Genomic DNA, 20,234 nt, shown 5'->3' on the forward strand with positions numbered 1-20,234 from the left:
CGGGACGTCAGCTCGGCCAGCGGGGCGGTGTCGGAGGAGAGGTCCGCGCTGATGTCGAGTTCGCCGCGGGCCAGCAGCACCGTGATCCCGTGGTCGCCGATCGGCCCGGTGACCAGGACGGCGTCGCCCGGCCGGGCCCGCGCGGCGCCCAGGCGGACGTCCGCGGGGACGAGCCCGATGCCGGTGGTCGTGACGTAGCAGCCATCGGCCCGCCCGCGCTGGACGACCTTCGTGTCCCCGGTGACGATCGACACCCCCGCGTCGGTCGCCGCGCGGGCCATCGAGGCCACGATCCGGCGCAGGTCGTCGACGGCCATCCCCTCCTCGAGGATGACCGCGCAGGCCAGGTGCAGCGGGCGTGCCCCGGCGACCGCGAGGTCGTTGACCGTGCCGTTCACGGCGAGATCACCGATGTCACCGCCGGGGAAGAACAGCGGGGTGACGACGAACGAGTCGGTCGTCAGCGCCAGGCGCGTCCCGTCCACGGTGAACACCGCCGCGTCCTCGAGCGGTTCCAGCAGCGGGTTGCGCAGCCCCTCCAGGAACACGGCGTCGATGAGGGTCGCGGTGGCCTTGCCGCCCGCGCCGTGCGCCGAGGTGATGTGGGTGTCGCGCAGCTTCGGTCGGCGTCGCCGCGCGGCCTCGACCCGGTCCAGGACGCCGCTCTCGCTCCGGCCGGCGGCCACCTTCGCCGCGGTCATGCTCGGCTCATCTCCTTCGCGGGCTCGGTGGCGCGGTGCCGGGCGCGGCCGAAGTTGTAGTAGGCGGCGCAGGCGCCCTCGGGGGAGACCATGCAGGCACCGATCGGCGTCTCCGGGGTGCAGCCGGTGCCGAAGACCTTGCACTCCCACGGCTTGATGACCCCGGTCAGCACCTCGCCGCACTGGCAGGCCTTCGGGTCCTCGACCCGGGCACCCGGCGGCGCGAAGATCCGCTCGGCGTCGAAGGCGGCGTACCGCTCCCGCACCCGCATCGCCGACCACGGGATGCGGCCCAGCCCGCGCCACTCGAAGTCCGGCCGCGGCTCCAGCACCTCGTCGATCACGGCGAGCGCGACCGGGTTCCCCTCGGCCGCCACCACCCGGGTGTACTGGTTCTCCACCTCGCAGCGCCTGTCCCGCAGCTGCCGCAGCAGCTTGTGGATGGACTGCAGGATGTCCAGCGGCTCGAACCCGGAGACCACCAGCGGCCGGCCGTAGTCGCGGGGGATGAAGTCGTACGGCCGGCAGCCGATCACCGTCGAGACGTGCCCGGGGCCGACGAACCCGTCGATCCGCACGTCGGGGGAGTCCAGGATCGCCCGCAGCGCCGGAACGATCGTGATGTGGTTACAGAAGATCGAGAAGTTCGTCAGTCCCTCGGTCGCCGCCCGCCGCACCGTCAGCGCTGTGGACGGCGTCGTCGTCTCGAAGCCGATCGCCATGAACACGACCTGCCGGTCCGGGTTCGCCCGCGCGATCTTCAGCGAGTCCAGCGGCGAGTAGACCATCCGGATGTCGGTGCCCTCGGCGTTGGCGTCGAAGAACGAGCCGTGGCTGCCCGGCACCCGCATCATGTCGCCGAACGAGGTCATGATGACGCCGTCCTGGCGGGCGATGTGCATGGCGTCGTCGACCCGTCCCATCGGGATGACGCACACCGGGCAGCCCGGGCCGTGCACCAACGAGACCGCCGGTGGCAGGTGGTCCTCCAGGCCGTGCTTGTAGATCGTGTGCGTGTGCCCGCCGCACACCTCCATGAACGCGTACGTCCGGCCCGGCTCACAGAGCTCGGCTATCCGGGCGGACAGCGCCCGCGCGGTGCCCGCGTCCCGGTACTCGTCGACGAAGCGCATCTCCTCCGCCTCTCCGTGGTCGATCGCCGCTCCGCGTGGCCTGTCGCCCGCGCTAGTCGATGGACGAGGCGCGCAGCGCGGCCAGCTCGTCGTCGTAGGCACGCCCGATGCCGGTGAGGAAGTCCAGCGCCGCCCGCGCCTCGGCCTCGTCGATCAGGGACAGCGCGAACCCGACGTGGATGAGGACCCAGTCCCCTGGGCGCGGCGGGTGCTCGTCGAGCAACCCGATGTTGATCGCCCGCCGCACCCCGCTGACGTCCACCGTCGCGATGTCCGGGCGGTCTGGCCGGATCTCCACGACCTCACCCGGAATACCGAGACACACGCCGATCACATCCTGCTGAACTCGAGGTATCGGCGCAGATCGGGGGCGATGACGACAGTGGCTGCGCCGGCTCCGACCGCGACCGCGGCGAGCACCATCCAGTGCGACATGATCATTCCTCCCGTTGGGTCTCGATCCGCCTGACTGTGATCCCGGGCGCGCCGTCGATCTCGGACTGGCCGGAGATGACCGACCGGACGAGGCGCGCCGCCGGCTCGACGGCGGCCGCCACCGGCGGCGAGAGCCCGACCTGGTGATCCACCGAGGCCGGCTCGCAGCCGACCAGCAGCACCCGGTCGAGATGCCCGCCGAGCGTGTCGACCAGGTCGAGGACGACGTCCGGGCGCATCCCGTGCGCGTCGACCTCGGACGGCGCCCGCACGTCGGTCAGGTCCACGAGGGACACCGTGCCTGGTTCGTACCCGCGTCCGAGCGCGTCGACGAGCACCACCGTCGAATAACCGCCGGAGCACAGGTCGAAGGCCAGGTGCAGCCCGCTGGTCCCGTAGTCGGCGATGGTCACCCGCGGCGGCGGGCCGGTGCGCCGCAGGTGGCGGGCGACCTGCACGCCGAAGCCGTCGTCGCCGAGCAGTATGTTGCCGACGCCGGCCACCAGCGTGCTCACTGGTTCACTGTCCAACTCATTGCCGCTCCAGCTCGTCAGGGGTGAGGTACAGGAAGCGACCGAATTCCCGGCGCAGGTCAGCGCCGGGGTCGTCGTCCAGGGTCACCGCCACATGGGTCCGGCCGTCCACGTCGTGCAGGACGGCGGCGACGGTGGCGGCGCGGCCGTCGATGAACATGTCCTGCGCGTCGCTGCCGGTCGCGGCCCCGCTCGCCAGACCGGTCAGCGGGCCGGTCAGCATCCGTCCGGGCCGGGGTCGCAGCCGCACCGCGCTGCCCACCGCCGGCTCCGCGCCCGGTGTCGCGTCTGATGCCGGGCCCGGAGCCGGCGGTGGGATGACCCGGCCGCGGCCGTGCAGCTTCTCGGCCATCGCCGGGGCGAGCTCCGCGACGGACGCGAGCAGCTCGGCGGCCCGCGGATCGCCCGTGCGCGCCGCCAGCTTCTCCGCGTCGGTGAGCGTGGACGTCCGCAGGGCCAGCATCTCGTCGATCTCGGTGGCGTCGCAGAACGCGGCCGGGCTCTCCGCCGCGATCTCGGGATGGTCGGGCAGGGTGATCGGCGCGGCAAGCACCGTGTCCGAGCGGCCCGGGCGGCCCGGGCGGCCCGGGCGGCCGAGGAGCGCCGGCCACAGCCGCTCGTTGACGCAGGCCCGCGCGGCGTCCGCCGCCCACTCCGGCGGGTCGGCCAGTGAGAGGAAACAACCGCCGTACGCCCGGGCCACCACCTGGACGGCGACGAACGCCCGGCCCAGCGCCGCGTCCCGGTCGGCGGGCGGCTGGCCGGGCGGGACGGAGACGTTGCGGACGGTGGCGTGGATCCGGTACCCGCCGTAGGGGCCGGGCAGCGCCTGCGCGCCGAGCAGCAGTTCGCCGCGTCCCGGTTCCGGCCCGCCGAGCACCAGGCCCCGCCGGACGGGCTCGCCCGCCAGCTCGCCGACCCGCACCGAGAGCGCCCCCGCCGCGTCGCCGCGGGCGCCGCCGCCCTCCCACAGCCACCGGGCACCGATCCGGAGCGTCGTGCCCGGGCCGCCGTCCAGGAGGAACTCGGTGCGGGCGGCGGAGTGCTCGCCGGTGCCCGCCGCGGCGAACGCCGGCGGCATCAGCACGCCGAACTGCCAGTGGTGGCGGTTCTTCAGCGCGTCCTCCCGGTACGGGTAGAGGAGGTATCCCTCGTAAAGGACGGTGTCGGAGACCGCCCGCGCCGCGTCGTCGAGGAAGCCGACCGGGTCGGCCCGGGCGGGGGCGCCGTCGCCGTCATGAGTGCTCATGGTGTCGCTCCGGACAGCAGGGAGGTGATCGCGGCGTCCGCGGTCGGGATGGCGCGCTCCAGGCGGTACCGCGCGAGCGCGTCGACGGTGCGCCGGTCCAGCCGCAGCCACGCCTCGCCGGGGAAGTACATGTCGATCAGCTCCCGCCAGGTCGCGACCGGCAGCCGGTAGCCGGCCTCCAGATGCCAGGGCACCTGCTCGACCCGCAGGCCGTTCGGGCCGATCCCGAACACCGTCCCGCTGAACATCAGCCGCAGCGGGATCACCCCGTCGCGCAGCGAGCCGAAGTACCGCCCGGACGCGACCTCGAGGTCGTAGCCGCAGGGCACGGCGAGCTCGGTCTCGGTGGAGCCGGCGAAGCCCGGCACCACCGTGGAGACCGTGGCGAACTGGATCGGGTGCGGCGGGCCCGGGCCCGTCCCGAACAGGTGGGTGAGCGCGCGGGACTCGGCGGGGTCGTAGCGCCGGGCGCCCGGGTCGATGCGGATCTGGCAGCGCAGCGCCAGCGCGTGCAGCCGCTCGCCGCCGCGTTCGGCGATGCGCAGCCGGAAAAGCAGCGTCGGGGCCGCCGCGTAACGCTGCGGCGAGACGTCGAGGCAGTCGAAGCCCAGGTCAGCCATCGCGGGCCCCCACCCTGCCGTCAGGCGAACCCGCCCCGCTGTCAGGCGAACCCGCCCTGCGGCGGGCGTCGGCGAGGAAGGCGGCGAGCCGCTGCCGGGCCTGCGAGCCGCCGTCGAAGCCACGCCAGTGCAGCCGGAGCTCGCCGACCAGCCGGTAGCAGGCGTCGATCGGCAGCAGGTAGCCGCTCTGGCCGTCCCGGGTGGTGTGCACGAGCAGGCCCTCGACCTCGGGGGTGAGCTGCCAGCCCACCGCCGCGGCCAGGTCGGCATCGAAGCCGCTGGCCGTCGTGCTGGCCGGCAGCTCGCAGTGCGTCGCGCCTCCCGGGCTCGGGTAGAACGCGCCCACCGCCCCGTCGTGGATCACGAAGAAGGCCAGCCCGACGGGGATGCCCGCCGCCGCGAGCAGCTCGGCCCCGGCGGGGAAGGCCGCCGCGAACAGGTACCTCGTCGGCACCGCCCGGTAGCGGCCGCCGCCGGCGCCGGCCCGGGTGAACAGCAGCCGGCAGCCGGGACACGAACAGAGGATGGAGCGGGTGTCCAGGTCGGTGATGTGCCCGTGCTCCTCGGCGATCCGCTCGCCGCAGAGCTCGCAGCGCGCGGCGCCGGGGCCGGTGCCGGGCGCGAGGTAGCGGCGCAGCGTCGCGGTCACGAGGTGCCCACCCCGACCACGGGGAGCAGGGCCCGCCCCGCGGCGAGGTCGCCCGGCGCGGCGGCCCCGGCCCCCTCGACCAGCACGGTCACCTCGGGGGCGGCCGTCTCGACGGCGTCCTCGACCGCGGCGACCACCGTCGGGCCGGGCGGCCGGCCCGACGAGCGGACGGTGACGACCGGATCTTCCTCCGTGCCGGTGATCTCGAAGCGGAGGGTGTGTGCCCCGGGGAGCTCCCCGAGCCGCGCGAAGGCCTCCTCGACCCGGCGCCGGGTGCTCACCGGGTGCAGGCCGTGCATGGCCAGCAGCGCCCCGAGGTGGGGCTCCGCCGCGAAGGCCCGCACGTTCTCCGCGCCCGCGATCGCCGTGAGCTGGGCCAGGCCCGCCCCGTAGAACTCCATCAGTGCTCGGACGATCTCCTCGGCCAGCACCCTGGTCCGGCTGTCGCCCAGCTGCTCCAGCCGGGTGAGCAGGTCGTCCACCCGGGCCGCCGCCGCGCGCGGGTCGACCGAGTTCCGCGGGCCGGCCGAGTCGCGCTCGGCCGGGGCCCGTGGGCCGGCCGCGCCCCGCGGGTCCGTGCTCGCGACCGCCGTCCCCACTGCCATCGTGATCACCCGGCGGGGGTGAAGGTGTGCGGGGTGTGGACGACGTCCAGCGTGCGCCCGGCGCCGGTGTGCATGTGCACCCCGCAGGGCAGGCACGGGTCGAAGCTGCGGACAGTGCGCATGATGTCTATCCCCTTGAACGACTCCGGCGGGTTCTGCTCGAAGATCGGGGTGTTCTGCACCGCGTCCTCGTACGGGCCGGGCGTGCCGAACACGTCGCGCACGCTGGCGTTCCACGGCGTCGGCGGGTACGGGTGGTAGTTCGCGATCCGGCCGTCCCGGATGATCATGTGGTGCGACAGCACCCCGCGGACGGCCTCGGTGAACCCGCAGCTCACGGCCTCGTCGGGGACGTCGAAGGACTCCCATGTCTTCGAGTGGCCCGCCCGGACCTCGGCCAGCGCCTGCTCGGCGAAGTACAGCGCGCAGGCCGCCGCGTACGCCTGGAAGTAGGTGCGGGCGCGGTTGCGCTCCAGGGTGTTGCTCCAGCGGGGGATCGTCCACTCGTAGGTCCGCTCGCCGACCGTCGCCGACCTCGGCAGCGTGATCCGCACGCTGTGCCCGGTCGCGCGGACGTGGCCGATGTCGACCAGCCCGGACAGCGCCGTGCTCCACAGCCGGGCGATCGGGCCGCCGCCGGTGTCGAGAGGCAGGTGGTCGATGCCGTCGAACCAGCGCGGCGACATCACCCACGAGTACTTGTCGTCGAAGTCGCGCCGGCTCGGGTGGGGGATGGTGGTCTGGTTCCACGGGTGCCGCCGGTCGACCGGGTTCCCCAGCGGGTCGTGGGTGACGAACAGCGGCTGGTCGTCCCAGTCGTCGTAGTACGAACTGCCCAGCAGGACGCGGATGCCGAGGTTGATGTCGACGAGGTTGTTCGTGACCAGGTTGCCGTCGACGACCACCCCCGGGGTGACGAACATGCTCCGGCCCCAGTCGGCCATGTTCCGGTAGGTGAAGTCGCACCGCTCCGGCTCGTTGAACGCCCCCCAGCAGCCGAGCAGGATCCGCCGCCGGCCGACCTCCTCGTAGCCGGGCAGCGCCTTGTAGAAGAAGTCGAAGAGATCGTCGTGCATCGGGACGACGCGCTTGAGGAACTCGATGTAGCGCATCAGCCGGGTGAGGTAGTCCGTGAACAGCTGGACGGAGGCCACCGTGCCCACGCCACCCGGGTAGAGCGTGGATGGATGGACGTGCCGCCCCTCCATCAGGCAGAACATCTCGCGGGTGAGCCGGCTCATCCCCAGCGCCTCGCGGTAGAACTCGCCCTCGATCGGGTTGAGGGCGTGCATGATGTCGCCGATGGTCCGGTACCCGTGCTCGTCGGCGTGCGGCGACTCGGTGGCCCAGGCCAGCTCGAGTACCTCAGGATTGGTCTCGCCGACCATCTTCTCGCAGTAGTCGACCCCCACCAGGTTCTCCTGGTAGATGCAGTGATCGAACATGTACTCGGCGGCCTCGCCCAGATTGATGATCCATTCGGCGAGCGGCGGCGGCTTCACGCCGTACGCCATGTTCTGCGCGTATACCGAGCAGGTGGCGTGGTTGTCACCGCAGATGCCGCAGATCCGGCTGGTGATGAAATGGGCGTCGCGGGGGTCCTTGTCCTTCATGAAGATGCTGTAGCCGCGGAAGATGGACGACGTGCTGTGGCACTCGACCACCCTGCGCGCCGGCCAGTCGATCTTCGTGTAGATGCCGAGGCTCCCGACGATGCGGGTGATCGGGTCCCACGACATCTCCAGCAGGTGGGCGTCCCGGGCATCGGTTGCCGTGTGCGCCGAGGTGGTCGTCATGTCAGCACCTTCTCCCGCGCGCGATCGTCGTCCTGGCCTGCGTGGACGTCCCGGCGCCGCCAGTGCGGTTCGACGTCCGCCTTACGCATCGTGATGGCGCGCAGTCTGCGGATGACCGCGCCGTACAGGCCGCTCGCGGTGGTCGAGACGTGGGCGCCGGGCGGCTCGTCCATGAACGGCATGAAACGGTCCGGGAAGCCCGGCATCGTGCATGCGATGCAGATCCCGCCGACGTTCGGGCAGCCGCCCACCCCGTTGATCCAGCCGCGCTTGGGGACGTTGCACTTCACCACCGGGCCCCAGCAGCCGATCTTCACCAGGCACTGCGGGGTGCCGTACTCCGTGGTGAACTGACCTTCCTCGTAGTACCCGGCCCGGTCGCAGCCCTGGTGCACGGTGGCGCCGAACAGCCAACGCGGGCGGAGCTGGTCGTCAAGGGGGATCATCGGCGCCTGCCCGCTCGCCTGGTAGAGCAGGTAGGTGATCGTCTCCGACAGGTTGTCCGGCTGGACGGGGCAGCCCGGAACGCACACGATGGGGATCTGCGCCTTGGACTTCCAGTCCCAGCCGAGATAGTCGGGCACCCCCATCGCCCCGGTCGGATTCCCGGCCATCGCGTGGATGCCGCCGTAGGTGGCGCACGTTCCCGCGGCGAGGATCGCCAGTGCCTTCGGTGCAAGCCGGTCGAGCCAGGTGCTGGTCGTCACCGGCTGGCGGGTCACCGGGTCGTTCCCGAAACCGCTCCAGTAGCCGCCGTTCGTGATCAGGTCCTCGTTCGGAATGGACCCCTCGACGACCAGGACGAACGGATCGAGCTCGCCGTGGTCGGCCCTGCGGAACCAGTCGATGAAGGTGTCGGCGCCCTGCTCCGGCCCGGACTCGAAATCGATGAGCGGCCAGTGGACGCTCACCTTCGGCAGACCCGGCAGGGTGCCCAGAACGATGTCCTCGATGCTGGGCTGGGTGGCTGCGGTGAGCGCGACCGAGTCCCCGTCGCAGCTGAGTCCGGCGTTGATCCAGAGAATATGGATCGGATCCTCGACTGTGGACACGGTTCTCCCACCCCTTCCGGTCGTTCACCGGTCATTCACACGACGGCGATCGCCTCCCCGGCGTGCACCAGGACGGTGTCGCCGGCCTGCGCCTGCACAAGCGCGATGCTGATCTCCTCGACGCCCGCCGACGCCCGCGCCAGGGCCAGCCCGCCCTCCTCCAGGCGGACGATCTCCATCTCGATCACGCCGTCGGAACAGGTCACGCAGGAGCCCGTCGTCGCGGCGGCCGGGTGGCCGGCGGCCAGATCGGTCAGCTCGCCGGCAGGGTGGCAGGGCGGGGCGCTCGGACCAGATACCTCAGCAGGGTCCTTGCAGCGCGTGTTCATGAGCTAACGGTACGTCTGTGGTGTGGGCGGCACCACCGGGCGCCGCGGGGCGCCTCGCCGGCACCCGGCCGCCTCGTCCGGGCGGCGGGCCATACCCTCGAGGCATGGTCTTCGCCCGGTTGCGTGATCTTGTCGCCGGCGGTGGCGTCGCGGTGCTCACCGGAGCGGGGATGTCGACCGACTCGGGAATCCCTGACTATCGGGGGCCGAACGGCTCGCTGCGCCGGCACACGCCGATGACCTACCAGCAGTTCAACCGGGACCAGGCGGCCCGGCGCCGGTACTGGGCGCGCAGCCACCTCGGCTGGCGCCACGTCGCCGGGGCGCGCCCCAACACCGGGCACCGCGCTCTGGCGGAACTGGAGGCCGCGGGCCTGCTCGACGGCGTCATCACCCAGAATGTCGACGGGCTACACCGGGCCGCCGGGTCGCTCCGGGTCATCGACCTGCACGGCGAGCTCGCCCGGGTCCGCTGCCGGGCCTGCGGGGCGCTCAGTGCGCGGGCCGAGCTCGACCGCCGCCTGCGCGCGGTGAACCCGGGCTTCGCCACCGGGGTGGCCGCCGCGTCGCCGCTCGGCGCCGAGGTCAACCCGGACGGCGACGTCACCCTCCCCGACGAGGCGATCGACGGTTTCGTCGTAGTGGGGTGCGCCGGCTGCGGGGGCGACCTGGAGCCCGACGTGGTCTTCTTCGGCGCCACGGTGCCGCCGGCGCGGCTGGCGTCCGCGGTCGCGCTGGTCGAGAACGCCCGCGGGCTGCTCGTGCTCGGTTCGTCGCTGGCCGTCATGTCGGGCTACCGGTTCGTACTGCGGGCGGGAGAGCTCGGCATCCCGGTCGGGATCGTGAACCAGGGCCCGACCCGCGGCGACGCGCGGGCGGAGTTCACCGTCGACTCGCCACTGGGCGCCGTCCTGCCCCGCCTCGCCGCCGAGCTGCTCGGCGCGGCCGCCTGATGGCCACTGATGCGGATCACCCCGTCGGGGATCGCGCGGAGCTGACCCTGCGCGCCGCCGGGCCGGGCGACGTCGCCGCGCTTGTCGAGCTGATCGAGTCCGCGTACCGGGGCGAGCACAGCCGGGTTGGCTGGACCACCGAGGCCGACCTGCTGGGCGGCCAGCGCACCGACCCGGAGATGCTTGCCGCCGCGCTCGCCGAGCCCGACATCCGGATGCTCCTCGCGCTCGGCCCGGCCGGGGAGCCGGTCGGCTGCTGCCAGCTCCAGCGGCGCCCGGACGGCGCCTACTTCGGCATGTTCGCCGTCCAGCCGGACATCCAGGGGCGGGGGATCGGGGACCGTCTGCTCACCGCCGCGGAGGCACTCGCCCGCGACGAGTGGGCGGCGGCCCGGATGGAGCTGTACGTCATCTCGCTGCGCGCCGAGCTGATCGCCTGGTACGAGCGGCGCGGCTACCGGCGTACGGACCGCCACGAGCCCTTCCCCTACGGGGACACCCGGTTCGGCGTGCCGCTGCGCGACGACCTGGTCTTCGCCGTCCTGGAGAAGGACCTCGGCCACCGGGTCGACGTCGGCGGCCTCGCGCTGCACGTCGAGACCTGGACGGGCCAGGCGCATTCATCCACCCCGCTGCTGCTCCTGCACGGCATCGGTGGGAGCACCAGGGACTGGGCCGGGGTGTCCCGCGAGCTCGCCGGCGCCGTGTCGAGCCGGGTCGTGGCCTACGACCACCGCGGCCACGGAACCAGCGGGCGGGCGGCCCGCCCGGAGTACACCTTCGACCACCTCGTCCGCGATCTCGAGACCGTCGTCGCGACGCTGGAGCTGGCGCCGCTGCACCTGCTGGGGCATTCGATGGGCGGGGTGATCGCGCTCCGGTACGCGCTGGCCCACCCCGAGGCCGTCCGGTCGCTGATCCTGATGGACACCGCCGCGGCGCCGGCAGCGGGTGATCATCTGCTGTCCCGGCTGGGCATGGGCGCGCTCATGGAGGGCATCGCCGCCGCGACCGCGCTGCTGGGGCATGGGGACCACGCCGACCCCGCCGCCCTCGCCGCCTTCGGCCACGAGCTCAACGCCTACCCCTCGATGATCGACCGGCTGGGCGAGATCCGCTGCCCCACGACGGTCATCGTCGGCGAGCGGGACGTCCTGCTGCGCGGTGCCGCGCGGGATCTGGCCGGCGCCATCGAGGGTGCCCGGCTCGCGGTGATCGCCGGTGCCGATCACAACCCGCAGGCCAGTCACCCGCAGGCCTGGCTCAGCGCGGTGGAGCGGCACGCCGCCTTCTGAGAACCGCGGCCATTCATTTTCCGGCCCGGTGGCGGTGGCCGCGGTTGGCAGTGTCCACGGTCACGGGTTCTTCGCACGCCAGAATTTAGGACGTACTGAGATTTCGGGGCGGGATGGTGGCCTGCTTGGCAGCCCGTGTTCGGTCAATGGAGAATGGGTTCATGGCCGCTGGCGAAGATCCGCATCTGTCGTTGGTACGACCTGTCGAGCCCACCCCGCCGGACGGCTGCGGAGAGTGTCTGCGGGTCGGTTCGCAATGGGTGCACCTCAGGCTGTGTCTCACATGTGGCAATGTGGGGTGCTGCGACTCCTCTCCGTCGCGGCACGCCCGTGCCCATGCGCACACCCACGAGCACCCCATCGTCCGCTCGTACGAACCGGGCGAGGACTGGCGCTGGTGCTACGTCGACGAGGCCTACGTCTAGCGGGCACGGCTGCTTGGTCGGGCCCCACCTCCGCCGGGCCCGCTCCCTGGAAGAGGAGCGGGCCCACCGACCCGCCGGTGGGCTAGCGGCCGACCGGATGGCGCTGGTGGCGGTTCGCCCACAACGGCGCGACGAGCGCGACCAGGGCAACGGCGACGCCGACCTGAAGAATGTGCCGAATCCAGTCGATGCCCGACGTGTTACGCACGCCGATTGCGCTGGCGATCACGTTTCCGACCAGGGCGCCGACTATACCGACGACCACGGTGAGCCAGATTGGGATATCCTGCCGCCCGCGCATGATAAGTCGTGCGAGAAGACCGATGACGAGACCTGCCAGCACTATCCAAACAATTTGAAACACGACGGACGGCCCCCCTGGGTCGGGTGATGACTACCCCTCGGGTGTCCCCTCCTCGCAGGCATCGCAAACTGTGTCGTCGACCAGACAGGAATAATACGGATGACGTTGATGGCGGAACGCAGTGAGAACGGCGCTCCGTTCGACACGGGTGTTCGGCTGCTTGCGCCGGACGGCACTCTCGTCGACGACCCGCGTTTCACTGTGCGTGCTGACTCCCGGCAGACGGAGTCGTTCTACCGGGAGATGGTGCGGGCGCGCCGCCTCGACGAGGAGGCCACGGCGCTGCAACGCCAGGGCGAGCTGGTCCTGTGGATTCCGCTGCGGGGCCAGGAGGCCGCCCAGGTGGGCTCGGCGGCCGCCGCCGAGCCGGGGGACTTCCTCTTCCCCAGCTATCGCGAGCATGCCGTGGTCTGGCACCGCGGCATCCCCCCGGTCGAGGTGCTGCGCCTGCTGCGGGGCGTCACGCACGGCGGCTGGGATCCCGAGGCGTACAACGTGGCCAACTACGTGCTCGTGCTGGCGTCGCAGACCCTGCACGCGGTGGGCTACGGCCTGGGCGTCCGCCTCGACGGCGCAGCCGGCCAGGTGGTGATGGTCTACCTCGGTGACGGCGCGATGAGCCAGGGCGACGCGAACGAGGCGTTCGTCTGGGCCGCGAGCTTCGGCGCGCCGGTGGTGTTCTTCTGCCAGAACAACCAGTGGGCGATCTCCACACCCAGCGCGCGCCAGTCACCCGTGCCGCTGGCACGCCGCGCGGCGGGCTTCGGCTTTCCGGGCGTGCGGGTGGACGGCAACGACGTGCTGGCGGTGCATGCGGTGACCACCTGGGCCCTGGAGCACGCCCGCTCGGGTCAGGGCCCCGTCCTGATCGAGGCGAACACCTACCGGATGGCGCCGCACACGACGTCCGACGACGCCAGCAGGTACCAGGAGGCCGCCGAGGTCGCGGCGTGGCGGGCGCGCGACCCGATCGACCGGGTCGCGCTGCTGCTCGGCCACACGCACGACCCGGCCTGGTTCGAGGGTGTGCGGGCGGAGGCGGAGGAAGCCGCGGCCACGCTGCGCCGGGAGTGCCTGGCCCTGCCCGACCCGGCCCCGCGGACCCTGGTGGATCATGTGCTGGTGGGTGGCTCCGCGCTACTTCGGGAGCAGCGGGGTGAGATCTGGGAGGGTTGACGCCGTGATAGACGTTGAGCTTCGCGGCGTGTCCGACCCCCGGCCCGCGGCCGGTGAGAGCCCCCAGCCCGACCAGCCGAACGCCGATCAGAGCACAGAGCAGAGCACCGCGCGCACTGGCGAGCGCCCCGGCGACCCCCAGATCGCCGTGGTGCGGATCGACCGGCCCGAGCGCCGCAACGCGCTGGACACCGAGCACTGCCTCGGCCTGCGCGCCGGCATCGGCCGGGCGCTGGACGCCGGTGTCCGTGCCGTGGTCCTCACCGGCTCCGGGACGAGCTTCTGCGCCGGCGCGGATCTCGACCAGGTCTACGGCGAGGCCTTCACCGACGCGCTCTACGGGGCGCTGCACGCGCTCACCGGCGCGCCCGTCCCGGTGATCGCCGCCATCAACGGCCCGGCCATCGGCGCAGGGCTGCAGCTCGCGCTCGCCGCGGACCTGCGTGTCGCCGTCGAGGAGGCCTCGTTCGCGGTGCCGACGGCGCGGCTCGGCCTGTCGGTGGACCCGTGGACGCTGCGCCGGCTGGCCGAGCTGGCCGGCGGCGGCGCGGCCCGCGCCATCGTGCTGGGCTGCGAGAGCGTCCCGGCGCGCCGGGCCTTCGAGCTGGGACTGGTCCAGCGCGTCGGCGGGCTCGACACCGCCCTCGCCTGGGCCCGGGAGATCGCCGGCCTCGCGCCGCTGACCCTCGCCTACTCCAAGCGCGCGTTCAACGCGGCCGCCGACCCCGAGACGGTGCGTCCCGGTGAGGTGATGGCCGCCTACCAGGCATGCTGGACCAGCGAGGACGCGCAGGAGGGCCGCCGCGCCCGGACCGAGAAGCGCGCACCGGTCTTCCAGGGCAAGTAGCTGACAGCCGGCCGCGTCAGGCGGGCGTCAGGCGGGCGAGGAGACGGGACGGGACGGGACGGTGGTCGCGATGGCGAAGTTCGAGACACGCAATCCGGCGACGGACGAGGTCATCGGGACCTACCTGGCGATGTCCGCCGACGACGTGGCGGCGAGCGTGCGGTCGGCCCGGGCCGCCGCGGGGCAGTGGCGGGCCGCGGGCTTCGCGGGCCGCCGCGCCGCCCTGCTGCGCTGGGACGCCTGGCTCGCCGCCCACGACCGCGACCTGATCGAGCTCATACACCTGGAGAACGGGAAACCGGAGATCGACGGCCGGCTCGAGCTCCTCCTGGCCTGCGAGCAGCTGCGCTGGGCGGCGCGCAACGCGCACCGGGTCCTGCGCGCCCGCCGGGTCCGCACCGGGCTCGTGCTGGCCAACCACAAGGCCCGCATCGACCACCTGCCCTACGGCGTGGTCGGCGTGATCGGCCCGTGGAACTACCCGGTCCTGACGCCGATGGGGTCCATCGCCTACGCGCTGGCCGCGGGCAACACCGTCGTGTTCAAGCCCAGCGAGCTCACGCCCACCGTCGGCGTGTACCTGGCCGAGGCGTTCGCCGCCGCGAACCCGGACCTGCCCCCCGGCGTGTTCACCGCGGTGACCGGGCTCGCCGAGACCGGGGCGGCGCTGTGCACGGCCGGCGTCGACAAGATCGCCTTCACCGGCTCGGCGGCGACGGCGCGGCGGGTCATGGCCACCTGCGCCGAGACGCTGACCCCCGTCCTCGTCGAGTGCGGCGGCAAGGACGCGGCGATCGTCGCGGAGGACGCCGACCTGGCCACCGCGGCACGCGCGGTGGCCTGGGGGGCGACGTCGAACGCCGGCCAGACCTGCGCCGGGGTGGAGCGCGTCTACGTCGTCGCCGGTGTCCGGGACGCCTTCCTCGCCCAGCTGCGCCGCGTCCTCGCCGACATCCGGCCCGGGTCGGACGCCGGCGCCGACTACGGCCCGATGACACTGCCCCGCCAGAGCGAGGTCGTCCGCCGCCACCTCGACGACGCGCTCGCCCGCGGCGGGACGGCGCTGCTCGGCGGCCCGGAGTCGGTGCGCGTGCCGTACATCGACCCGATCGTGCTCGTGGACGTCCCCGAGGACAGCGCGGCCGTGCGCGAGGAGACCTTCGGGCCGATGATGACCGTGCGCACCGTCGCCGACGTCGACGAGGCCGTCGCCCTGGCGAACGGCACCGCCTACGGCCTCGGCGCGACCGTGTTCTCCCGGGCCCACGGCGAGGAGATCGCCGCGCGTCTCGACGCCGGGATGGTCTCGGTCAACGCGGTGCTGTCGTTCGCGGCGATCCCGGCGCTGCCGTTCGGCGGGAGCGGCGACAGCGGGTTCGGCCGGGTCCACGGCGCCGCCGGCCTGCGGGAGTTCGCCCGGCCGCGCTCGGTGGCCACCCGCCGGGTGGGCCTGCCCTGGGTCAACGCGACCAGGTTCAACCCTGCCCCGGGGACGTCCGCGGTGCTGAGGTGGCTCATCCGGCTCCGTCACGCTGTGGGGGGTCACGGGGCGGGGCGTCCAGACGCGGGCCGGCGCGATCCGTCGGGCCAGGGCCAGGGCCAGGGCCGTCGGCCGGCGCGAGCAGCCAGGCGAGCAGCTGGCAGCTGACGCCGGGGACGGCCGGCAGCCCCAGCTTCGCCCGCAGACCCGCCAGCACACCCACCTCGACCGGCTGCCCGCGCAGCGCGAGTACCAGTGCCGCGCGCTCCCGCTCGTCCAGCCGGAGCAGGTCCGGCGCGCGTTCCGGCCGGGTCACCAGCCGGCGGGCGACGTCGCCGTCGACGACGATCTCGCCCCGCACCAGCCGGCTCAGCGTCGAGCGCAGGACGTCGCGCTGGGTGATGTTGGACTTGAGCGCGTAGCCGGTTCCCGGCAGCGCCCCGCCGAGCAGCTCGGTGGCGTAGGGGGCCTCGTCGTCGGCGGAGAACACCAGCACCGCCACGTCCGGGCGGAACGCCTTGATCCGCCGCGCGGTGCGCAGCCCCTCGTCGGTGCCGGTGGGCGGCATCCGCATGTCGACCAGGGCGACGTCCACCGGGGCGGTGGCGGGTGTGGCCATCACCACCGAGACCAGGTCGGCGCCGCGTTCCACCACGGCGACGACGTCCACGCCGAGGCTGGTCAGCAGCGCCCGCAGGCCCTCGCGGAAGTGCGGGCTGTCGTCGGCGATCGCTACCCGCACGGGACCGTCACCCGGGTCGTGGTGGCGCCGCCGGCGGCACCGCGTACGGCGACCCAACCGCCCAGCGCCCGGGCGTGGTCGGCGGCGGCGCGTACCCCGCCGGCCACCGGCACCGCGCAGGTGACCTCGCCGACGAGCATCGCGCCCTCGGCGCGCACCTCGACCCGGGCGGCCCCCCACTCTCTCCTGCCCGCCGTCGGCCCCGCCGCGGCTGGTCCCGCCGCCAGCCCTGACACGCCCGGCCCCACCGCCAGCTCTGACACCACCGGTCCCGCCGCGGCCGGCTCCGGCATCCCCGCGGCCGTGTCCGGCGGTGGAACCGCGTCGGCGGCCGCGATGGCGCGCAGCGCGGCGGCGAGCGCCGCGTACATCGCCCGCTCGGCCGTCGTGTCGAAGCGGCCGGCGGGCACCCGCAGCAGGCTCGGGCCGCCCAGCCCCAGCCCCGCGGCGAGACTCTCCAACGCCGGGAGCAGGCCGTCCCGCTCCAGGACGGCGGGATGGGCCTCCCGGGCGATGTCGGCGAGCTCGCCGTGCGCCGCGCGCAGCCCCTCGCCGATTTCCGCCAGGGCCCGCGCGGTGGCCGGTTCCGACACCGTCCGGGCGACGTCCCCCGCCGCCGCGGCGAGCTCGGCCAGGCGCCGGCGGACGCCGTCGTCCAGCTCCCGCCCGACCAGCGCCCACTCGTGGGCCTGCGTGCGCGCGGCCCGCCGGCGTTCCTCACCCAGGCGGACGAGCTGCGCGCGCAGGCCGCTCTGCGCCCGCGCCTGCTCCAGCGCCGCGGCCGCCGCGGCCAGCGCCGCCGCCACCTGCCGCCGGTGGCAGCGCAGGACGGGATCGATGCTCAGCACCGCGACCGGCGCGCCGGCCGCGGACCGCACCGGGACGTACCAGCGCTGTTCCGGGCCCGGCCGGTCCGACCGTTCCCCCCGGTGGTCCTCCGGGGGGAGGTCCACCACCTGGCCGTGCAGATCCACCAGCACCTCCGTGTCCGGCTGGTGGCAGGTGTCCGGCTGGCGGTAGTAGACCTCGAGGGTGGCGTCGCGCAGCAGGGCCCGCAGCGCCGCCCGCACCGACGCCGGTGTCGGCGACCCGATCTCCCGGCCGAGCCGGTCGGCGGTCGTCGCCAGCAGCAGCCGGCGGTGGGCGCCGACGGCGAGCAGCGCGACGGGGGTGACGATCGACGCGGCCCCCTGCAGCGCGACCGCGTCCTCGACGCGGCCCAGCTCGGGTTCGGCCATCAGGCCCGGGTAGGTCACCGCGGTGACGAGCGCCACGAAGCCCGCCGAGAGCAGCACCGGACCGGCGACGACCCGCTCCAGGCCCCGCGCCGCCCGGATCCGGGCGACCGCCAGCAGCACGAACGTCACGGGCACCAGGACGTAGAGGACGAGCAGGACGTCCAGCGCCGCCTCGAAACGGGCCCGGCCGACGAGCAGCGGCGCGGGCCACAGCACACCGTCGGTGAAGCCGTTCCAGGACGGCCGGGAGATGACGACCGTCAGCACCTGCCCGCCCAGCAGGATCACCGCCGCGGATGTGACCCACCACCGGTCGGCCCGGCCGCGCAGGGTGTTCCCCGGGTAGAGCAGCAGCCCCCAGGCGTAGGCCACCCAGTAGACGGACTGGCCGAGGACGGCGATCAGCGGCAGCGGGCCGACGTCCCAGCTCATCAGCCAGGTCAGCGGGCAGCACAGGCCGCCGAGGGCCAGCAGCTCCCCACACCGGCGTGACGACGGGTCGCCGCGCAGCAGCATGCCGGCGACGACCAGCGCCACCGCCACCGCCACGTTCGGGACGGCGGCCAGCCGGTGGCGCTCCCAGTACGGCCACCCGGCGGCAACGGTCGCCGCGGCCACGAGCAGCGTCGTGGCCGTCGTCGAGGCGGCGAGCCGCGCCGTCGCGGAACGCCCGGAGCCGACCGGCATCCGTCAGGTGTACCCGAGCGAACGCGGGGTTCCTACCGGATGTCCCCCGGAACGGCCCCGGGTTATCCCGGTGCGTGACCGGGCCGTCCGGGGGACGTGAGAAGATCCGGTGTGCGTGTTGCGATCGCCGAGGACAGTGGGCTCATCCGGGAGGCGCTCAGCGTTCTGCTCGCGACCATCGGGGTGGAGGTCACCGCCTCCGTGCCGACCGGGACGGAGCTGCTCGCCGTCGTGCGGGACGCCCCGCCCGACGTCGCGATCGTGGACATGCGGATGCCCCCGACCAGGACCAACGAGGGGCTGCTGACGGCCCGCGCGCTGCGGCAGGCGCACCCGGGGATGGGCGTCCTGGTGGTCACCGCGCACGACGACGACCCGTTCGCCGCGGACCTGTTCGCCGGTGGCGCCGCCGGCATCGGGTACATGCGCAAGGACAACATCACCAACCGGCAGGCGTTGAAGGACGCCCTCGAGCGGCTCCGCGAGGGGCAGCCGGTCATCGACTCGCACATCGCCGCGCGGCTGCTCGCAGGCTACCCGCAGTCGCAGCGACTGAGCGGGCTGTCGGAGCGCGAGCGCCGCATCCTCGAGCTGATGGCCCAGGGCCTGTCGAACAGCGGGATCGCTCAGCGGGTGCACCTGAGCCCGAAGACGGTCGAATCCCACATCGCGAGCATCTTCACCAAGCTGGGGCTGCGGCCGGAGCCAACCGAGAACCGCCGGGTGCTCGCCGTCCTGGCCTGGGCGGACGCCGCCCGCCACGGCTGAGCCCGCCCGCCACGGCTGAGCCCGCCGGCCACGGCTGAGCCCGCCGGCCACGGCTGAGGCCGCCGCCACGCCTGCCGCCGGCCACCCGCCGGCGCCACGGTGGGCGGATTCGGTCGGCTCTGCGGGCCCGACCGCTTACACTCAGATGATCTTATCGTCGTCGTGCGAGGTGCCATGAGCGGGTCGGACGCCCTGAATCGCGTCATCACGTTCTGTGGGAAGTGCAGCTGCGGCTGCCCGGAGCTCTACATCGACCACCACGCCGCGGCCGACCGCCGGGTCGTCCTCACCGACGACTTCGGCCAGCGGATCCAGATGAGCATCGAACAGCTGGAAGTCATCGTCGACGAGGCTCGGGCGGGTCGCATCAGCTCGCTGGTGGCCGCCGAGCTCGCCGCTGGGGGGTGACCCACCGCCACCCGGTGGCCGCGGACCTGGTTCCGCTGGCCGGTCCGCTGGCCGTAGCCGCCGGCGTGGCCTCAATCATCGTCGCAATGATCCACTTGTGGCGGATGCGCGCCCTGTTCCGCCGCCCGGTGGCGGCGGACGGGCCGCGTACGCACGCGTCCGCCGCGGACGGCTGGATCGAGGGCGGGCACGTGCTGGTCGCGGCCGGGATGGCGGTCATGTTCACCGGCCCCGCCCGGCTCGTCGGCTCCTGGCCGTTCCTCGCGCTGTACCTGGCGTTGACGGCGGCGCTGCTCGTCGGGCTCGTCACCCATCCCCGGTGCAGTGCGCCGGGCATGTGGTCCTGCTGTGCGCTGCTCGTCGTGGAGGCGGCGGCGATGGCGTGCATGTCCGGGGCGGCCTGCGTCGCCGGCTGGCCGCTGCGCACCGACGGGGCGATCGGCGCCTGGTGTGTCGTCATCTTCGGCGGGGCGTGCCTGGCGGCGCTGGCCGGCCCGTCGGCGCGCCGGTTCGCCGCGCCGCCGCCGGCGCGCCCGCGCGTCCGTGAGCTGGCCGCCCGGCTAATCCGGATCTTTCCGGAACCGGTCGTCCCGCGCGGATCCCGACTGATCATGTCGGGTGGAATGATCCTGATGCTCCTCGCCCGTACCTGATCGCCCACTCCCGTACCCCCCGGGTGACCTGCTCCGAAACCGCGCATTCCACTCCCTGAGCGGGCGGCGAGCCCGAAGTGCGCCTACGGTCGGCCG

The 20,234-nt window shown here is 73.5% G+C and carries 22 protein-coding genes and 1 pseudogene; 9 read left to right on the top strand and 14 right to left on the bottom strand.

All coding sequences use genetic code 11. From position 1 onward, the window contains the following. From hypE to FMEAI12_RS27095, 11 genes are all read right to left on the bottom strand, one after another. Positions 1–701, bottom strand: a 701-nt coding sequence (hypE, locus tag FMEAI12_RS27045; protein ID WP_112108306.1) for a hydrogenase expression/formation protein HypE, incomplete at its 3' end; no start/stop codon positions are given. Beyond that, positions 698–1,834: a hydrogenase formation protein HypD gene (gene hypD, locus FMEAI12_RS27050; protein WP_112108307.1), complete on the bottom strand. Its 1,137-nt coding sequence runs from the start codon at positions 1,832–1,834 to the stop codon at positions 698–700. The genes hypE and hypD, both read right to left, overlap by 4 nt. Positions 1,835–1,886: 52 nt before the next feature. Next, positions 1,887–2,159 carry a HypC/HybG/HupF family hydrogenase formation chaperone gene (locus FMEAI12_RS27055; RefSeq protein WP_020460081.1) on the bottom strand — a complete coding sequence of 91 codons (273 nt, stop codon included), beginning with the start codon at positions 2,157–2,159 and terminating at the stop codon, positions 1,887–1,889. 112 nt (positions 2,160–2,271) lie between these two features. Next, positions 2,272–2,784: a hydrogenase maturation protease gene (locus tag FMEAI12_RS27060; RefSeq protein WP_071064449.1), complete on the bottom strand. Its 513-nt coding sequence runs from the start codon at positions 2,782–2,784 to the stop codon at positions 2,272–2,274. 16 nt (positions 2,785–2,800) lie between these two features. Further along, positions 2,801–4,051 carry a hypothetical protein gene (locus FMEAI12_RS27065; RefSeq protein WP_112108308.1) on the bottom strand — a complete coding sequence of 417 codons (1,251 nt, stop codon included), beginning with the start codon at positions 4,049–4,051 and terminating at the stop codon, positions 2,801–2,803. Continuing rightward, positions 4,048–4,671 (bottom strand): DUF6084 family protein, encoded by a 624-nt coding sequence (locus FMEAI12_RS27070; protein ID WP_112108309.1) that lies wholly within the window; start codon positions 4,669–4,671, stop codon positions 4,048–4,050. Before FMEAI12_RS27070 ends, FMEAI12_RS27065 begins: the two co-directional genes overlap by 4 nt. Beyond that, the gene (locus FMEAI12_RS27075) at positions 4,664–5,320 is read right to left on the bottom strand and encodes a DUF5947 family protein (RefSeq protein WP_071064442.1); all 657 of its coding nucleotides are present in this window, start codon (positions 5,318–5,320) and stop codon (positions 4,664–4,666) included. Before FMEAI12_RS27075 ends, FMEAI12_RS27070 begins: the two co-directional genes overlap by 8 nt. Next, complete coding sequence (locus FMEAI12_RS27080; RefSeq protein WP_112108338.1) at positions 5,317–5,925, bottom strand: hypothetical protein; 609 nt, start codon at positions 5,923–5,925, stop codon at positions 5,317–5,319. Before FMEAI12_RS27080 ends, FMEAI12_RS27075 begins: the two co-directional genes overlap by 4 nt. Before the next feature lie 5 nt (positions 5,926–5,930). Beyond that, a complete protein-coding gene (locus FMEAI12_RS27085) occupies positions 5,931–7,721 on the bottom strand; it encodes a nickel-dependent hydrogenase large subunit (protein WP_112108310.1) in 1,791 nt (596 codons plus the stop codon). Then, complete coding sequence (locus FMEAI12_RS27090) at positions 7,718–8,773, bottom strand: hydrogenase expression protein HypE (protein WP_112108311.1); 1,056 nt, start codon at positions 8,771–8,773, stop codon at positions 7,718–7,720. Before FMEAI12_RS27090 ends, FMEAI12_RS27085 begins: the two co-directional genes overlap by 4 nt. 35 nt (positions 8,774–8,808) lie before the next feature. Then, a complete protein-coding gene (locus FMEAI12_RS27095) occupies positions 8,809–9,102 on the bottom strand; it encodes a HypC/HybG/HupF family hydrogenase formation chaperone (protein ID WP_071064436.1) in 294 nt (97 codons plus the stop codon). Between the two features lie 104 nt (positions 9,103–9,206). On the opposite strand from FMEAI12_RS27095, the gene FMEAI12_RS27100 reads away from it, so the two are divergent. The 3 genes from FMEAI12_RS27100 (at position 9,207) to FMEAI12_RS27110 (ending at position 11,775) form a co-directional block, all read left to right on the top strand. Further along, positions 9,207–10,055, top strand: coding sequence for a Sir2 family NAD-dependent protein deacetylase (locus tag FMEAI12_RS27100; RefSeq protein ID WP_112108312.1), 849 nt, complete (start codon positions 9,207–9,209; stop codon positions 10,053–10,055). Further along, entirely contained in the window at positions 10,055–11,350 is a 1,296-nt protein-coding gene (locus FMEAI12_RS27105) for an alpha/beta fold hydrolase (protein WP_112108313.1), read from the top strand. The genes FMEAI12_RS27100 and FMEAI12_RS27105 overlap by 1 nt, the downstream gene beginning before the upstream one ends. 161 nt (positions 11,351–11,511) lie before the next feature. After that, the gene (locus FMEAI12_RS27110; protein WP_083391079.1) at positions 11,512–11,775 is read left to right on the top strand and encodes a UBP-type zinc finger domain-containing protein; all 264 of its coding nucleotides are present in this window, start codon (positions 11,512–11,514) and stop codon (positions 11,773–11,775) included. Positions 11,776–11,857: 82 nt separating this feature from the next. Here FMEAI12_RS27110 and FMEAI12_RS27115 read toward each other — a convergent pair whose 3' ends face one another. Next, positions 11,858–12,139 carry a GlsB/YeaQ/YmgE family stress response membrane protein gene (locus FMEAI12_RS27115; protein WP_083391076.1) on the bottom strand — a complete coding sequence of 94 codons (282 nt, stop codon included), beginning with the start codon at positions 12,137–12,139 and terminating at the stop codon, positions 11,858–11,860. A gap of 99 nt (positions 12,140–12,238) precedes the next feature. Between FMEAI12_RS27115 and FMEAI12_RS27120 the strand changes: the two genes are divergently transcribed. From FMEAI12_RS27120 to FMEAI12_RS27130, 3 genes are all read left to right on the top strand, one after another. Then, positions 12,239–13,315: a thiamine pyrophosphate-dependent enzyme gene (locus tag FMEAI12_RS27120; RefSeq protein ID WP_071064427.1), complete on the top strand. Its 1,077-nt coding sequence runs from the start codon at positions 12,239–12,241 to the stop codon at positions 13,313–13,315. Then, a complete protein-coding gene (locus tag FMEAI12_RS27125) occupies positions 13,296–14,162 on the top strand; it encodes an enoyl-CoA hydratase (protein ID WP_200835428.1) in 867 nt (288 codons plus the stop codon). Before FMEAI12_RS27120 ends, FMEAI12_RS27125 begins: the two co-directional genes overlap by 20 nt. Positions 14,163–14,232: 70 nt before the next feature. Continuing rightward, positions 14,233–15,810, top strand: coding sequence for an aldehyde dehydrogenase family protein (locus FMEAI12_RS27130; RefSeq protein WP_112108314.1), 1,578 nt, complete (start codon positions 14,233–14,235; stop codon positions 15,808–15,810). A gap of 337 nt (positions 15,811–16,147) precedes the next feature. Here the strand turns inward: FMEAI12_RS27130 and FMEAI12_RS38700 are convergent. Then, positions 16,148–16,384 (bottom strand): annotated as a pseudogene (locus FMEAI12_RS38700) (response regulator transcription factor); the annotation flags it as partial. Continuing rightward, positions 16,375–18,309, bottom strand: a complete 1,935-nt coding sequence (locus FMEAI12_RS27140) for a hypothetical protein (protein WP_112108315.1) — start codon at positions 18,307–18,309, stop codon at positions 16,375–16,377. The gene FMEAI12_RS27140 and the pseudogene FMEAI12_RS38700, both read right to left, overlap by 10 nt. Positions 18,310–18,420: 111 nt before the next feature. Between FMEAI12_RS27140 and FMEAI12_RS27145 the strand changes: the two genes are divergently transcribed. From FMEAI12_RS27145 to FMEAI12_RS27150, 3 genes are all read left to right on the top strand, one after another. Next, positions 18,421–19,077, top strand: coding sequence for a response regulator transcription factor (locus tag FMEAI12_RS27145; protein ID WP_020460099.1), 657 nt, complete (start codon positions 18,421–18,423; stop codon positions 19,075–19,077). Positions 19,078–19,251: 174 nt separating this feature from the next. After that, a complete protein-coding gene (locus tag FMEAI12_RS37375) occupies positions 19,252–19,485 on the top strand; it encodes a hypothetical protein (RefSeq protein ID WP_041254064.1) in 234 nt (77 codons plus the stop codon). Beyond that, on the top strand, positions 19,482–20,138 hold the full coding sequence (locus FMEAI12_RS27150) for a DUF5134 domain-containing protein (protein ID WP_165938714.1): 657 nt from the start codon (positions 19,482–19,484) through the stop codon (positions 20,136–20,138). The genes FMEAI12_RS37375 and FMEAI12_RS27150 overlap by 4 nt, the downstream gene beginning before the upstream one ends. Positions 20,139–20,234 lie beyond the last annotated feature (96 nt).

The organism is Parafrankia sp. Ea1.12 (assembly GCF_900465275.1).
Classification (GTDB): domain Bacteria; phylum Actinomycetota; class Actinomycetes; order Frankiales; family Frankiaceae; genus Parafrankia; species Parafrankia soli.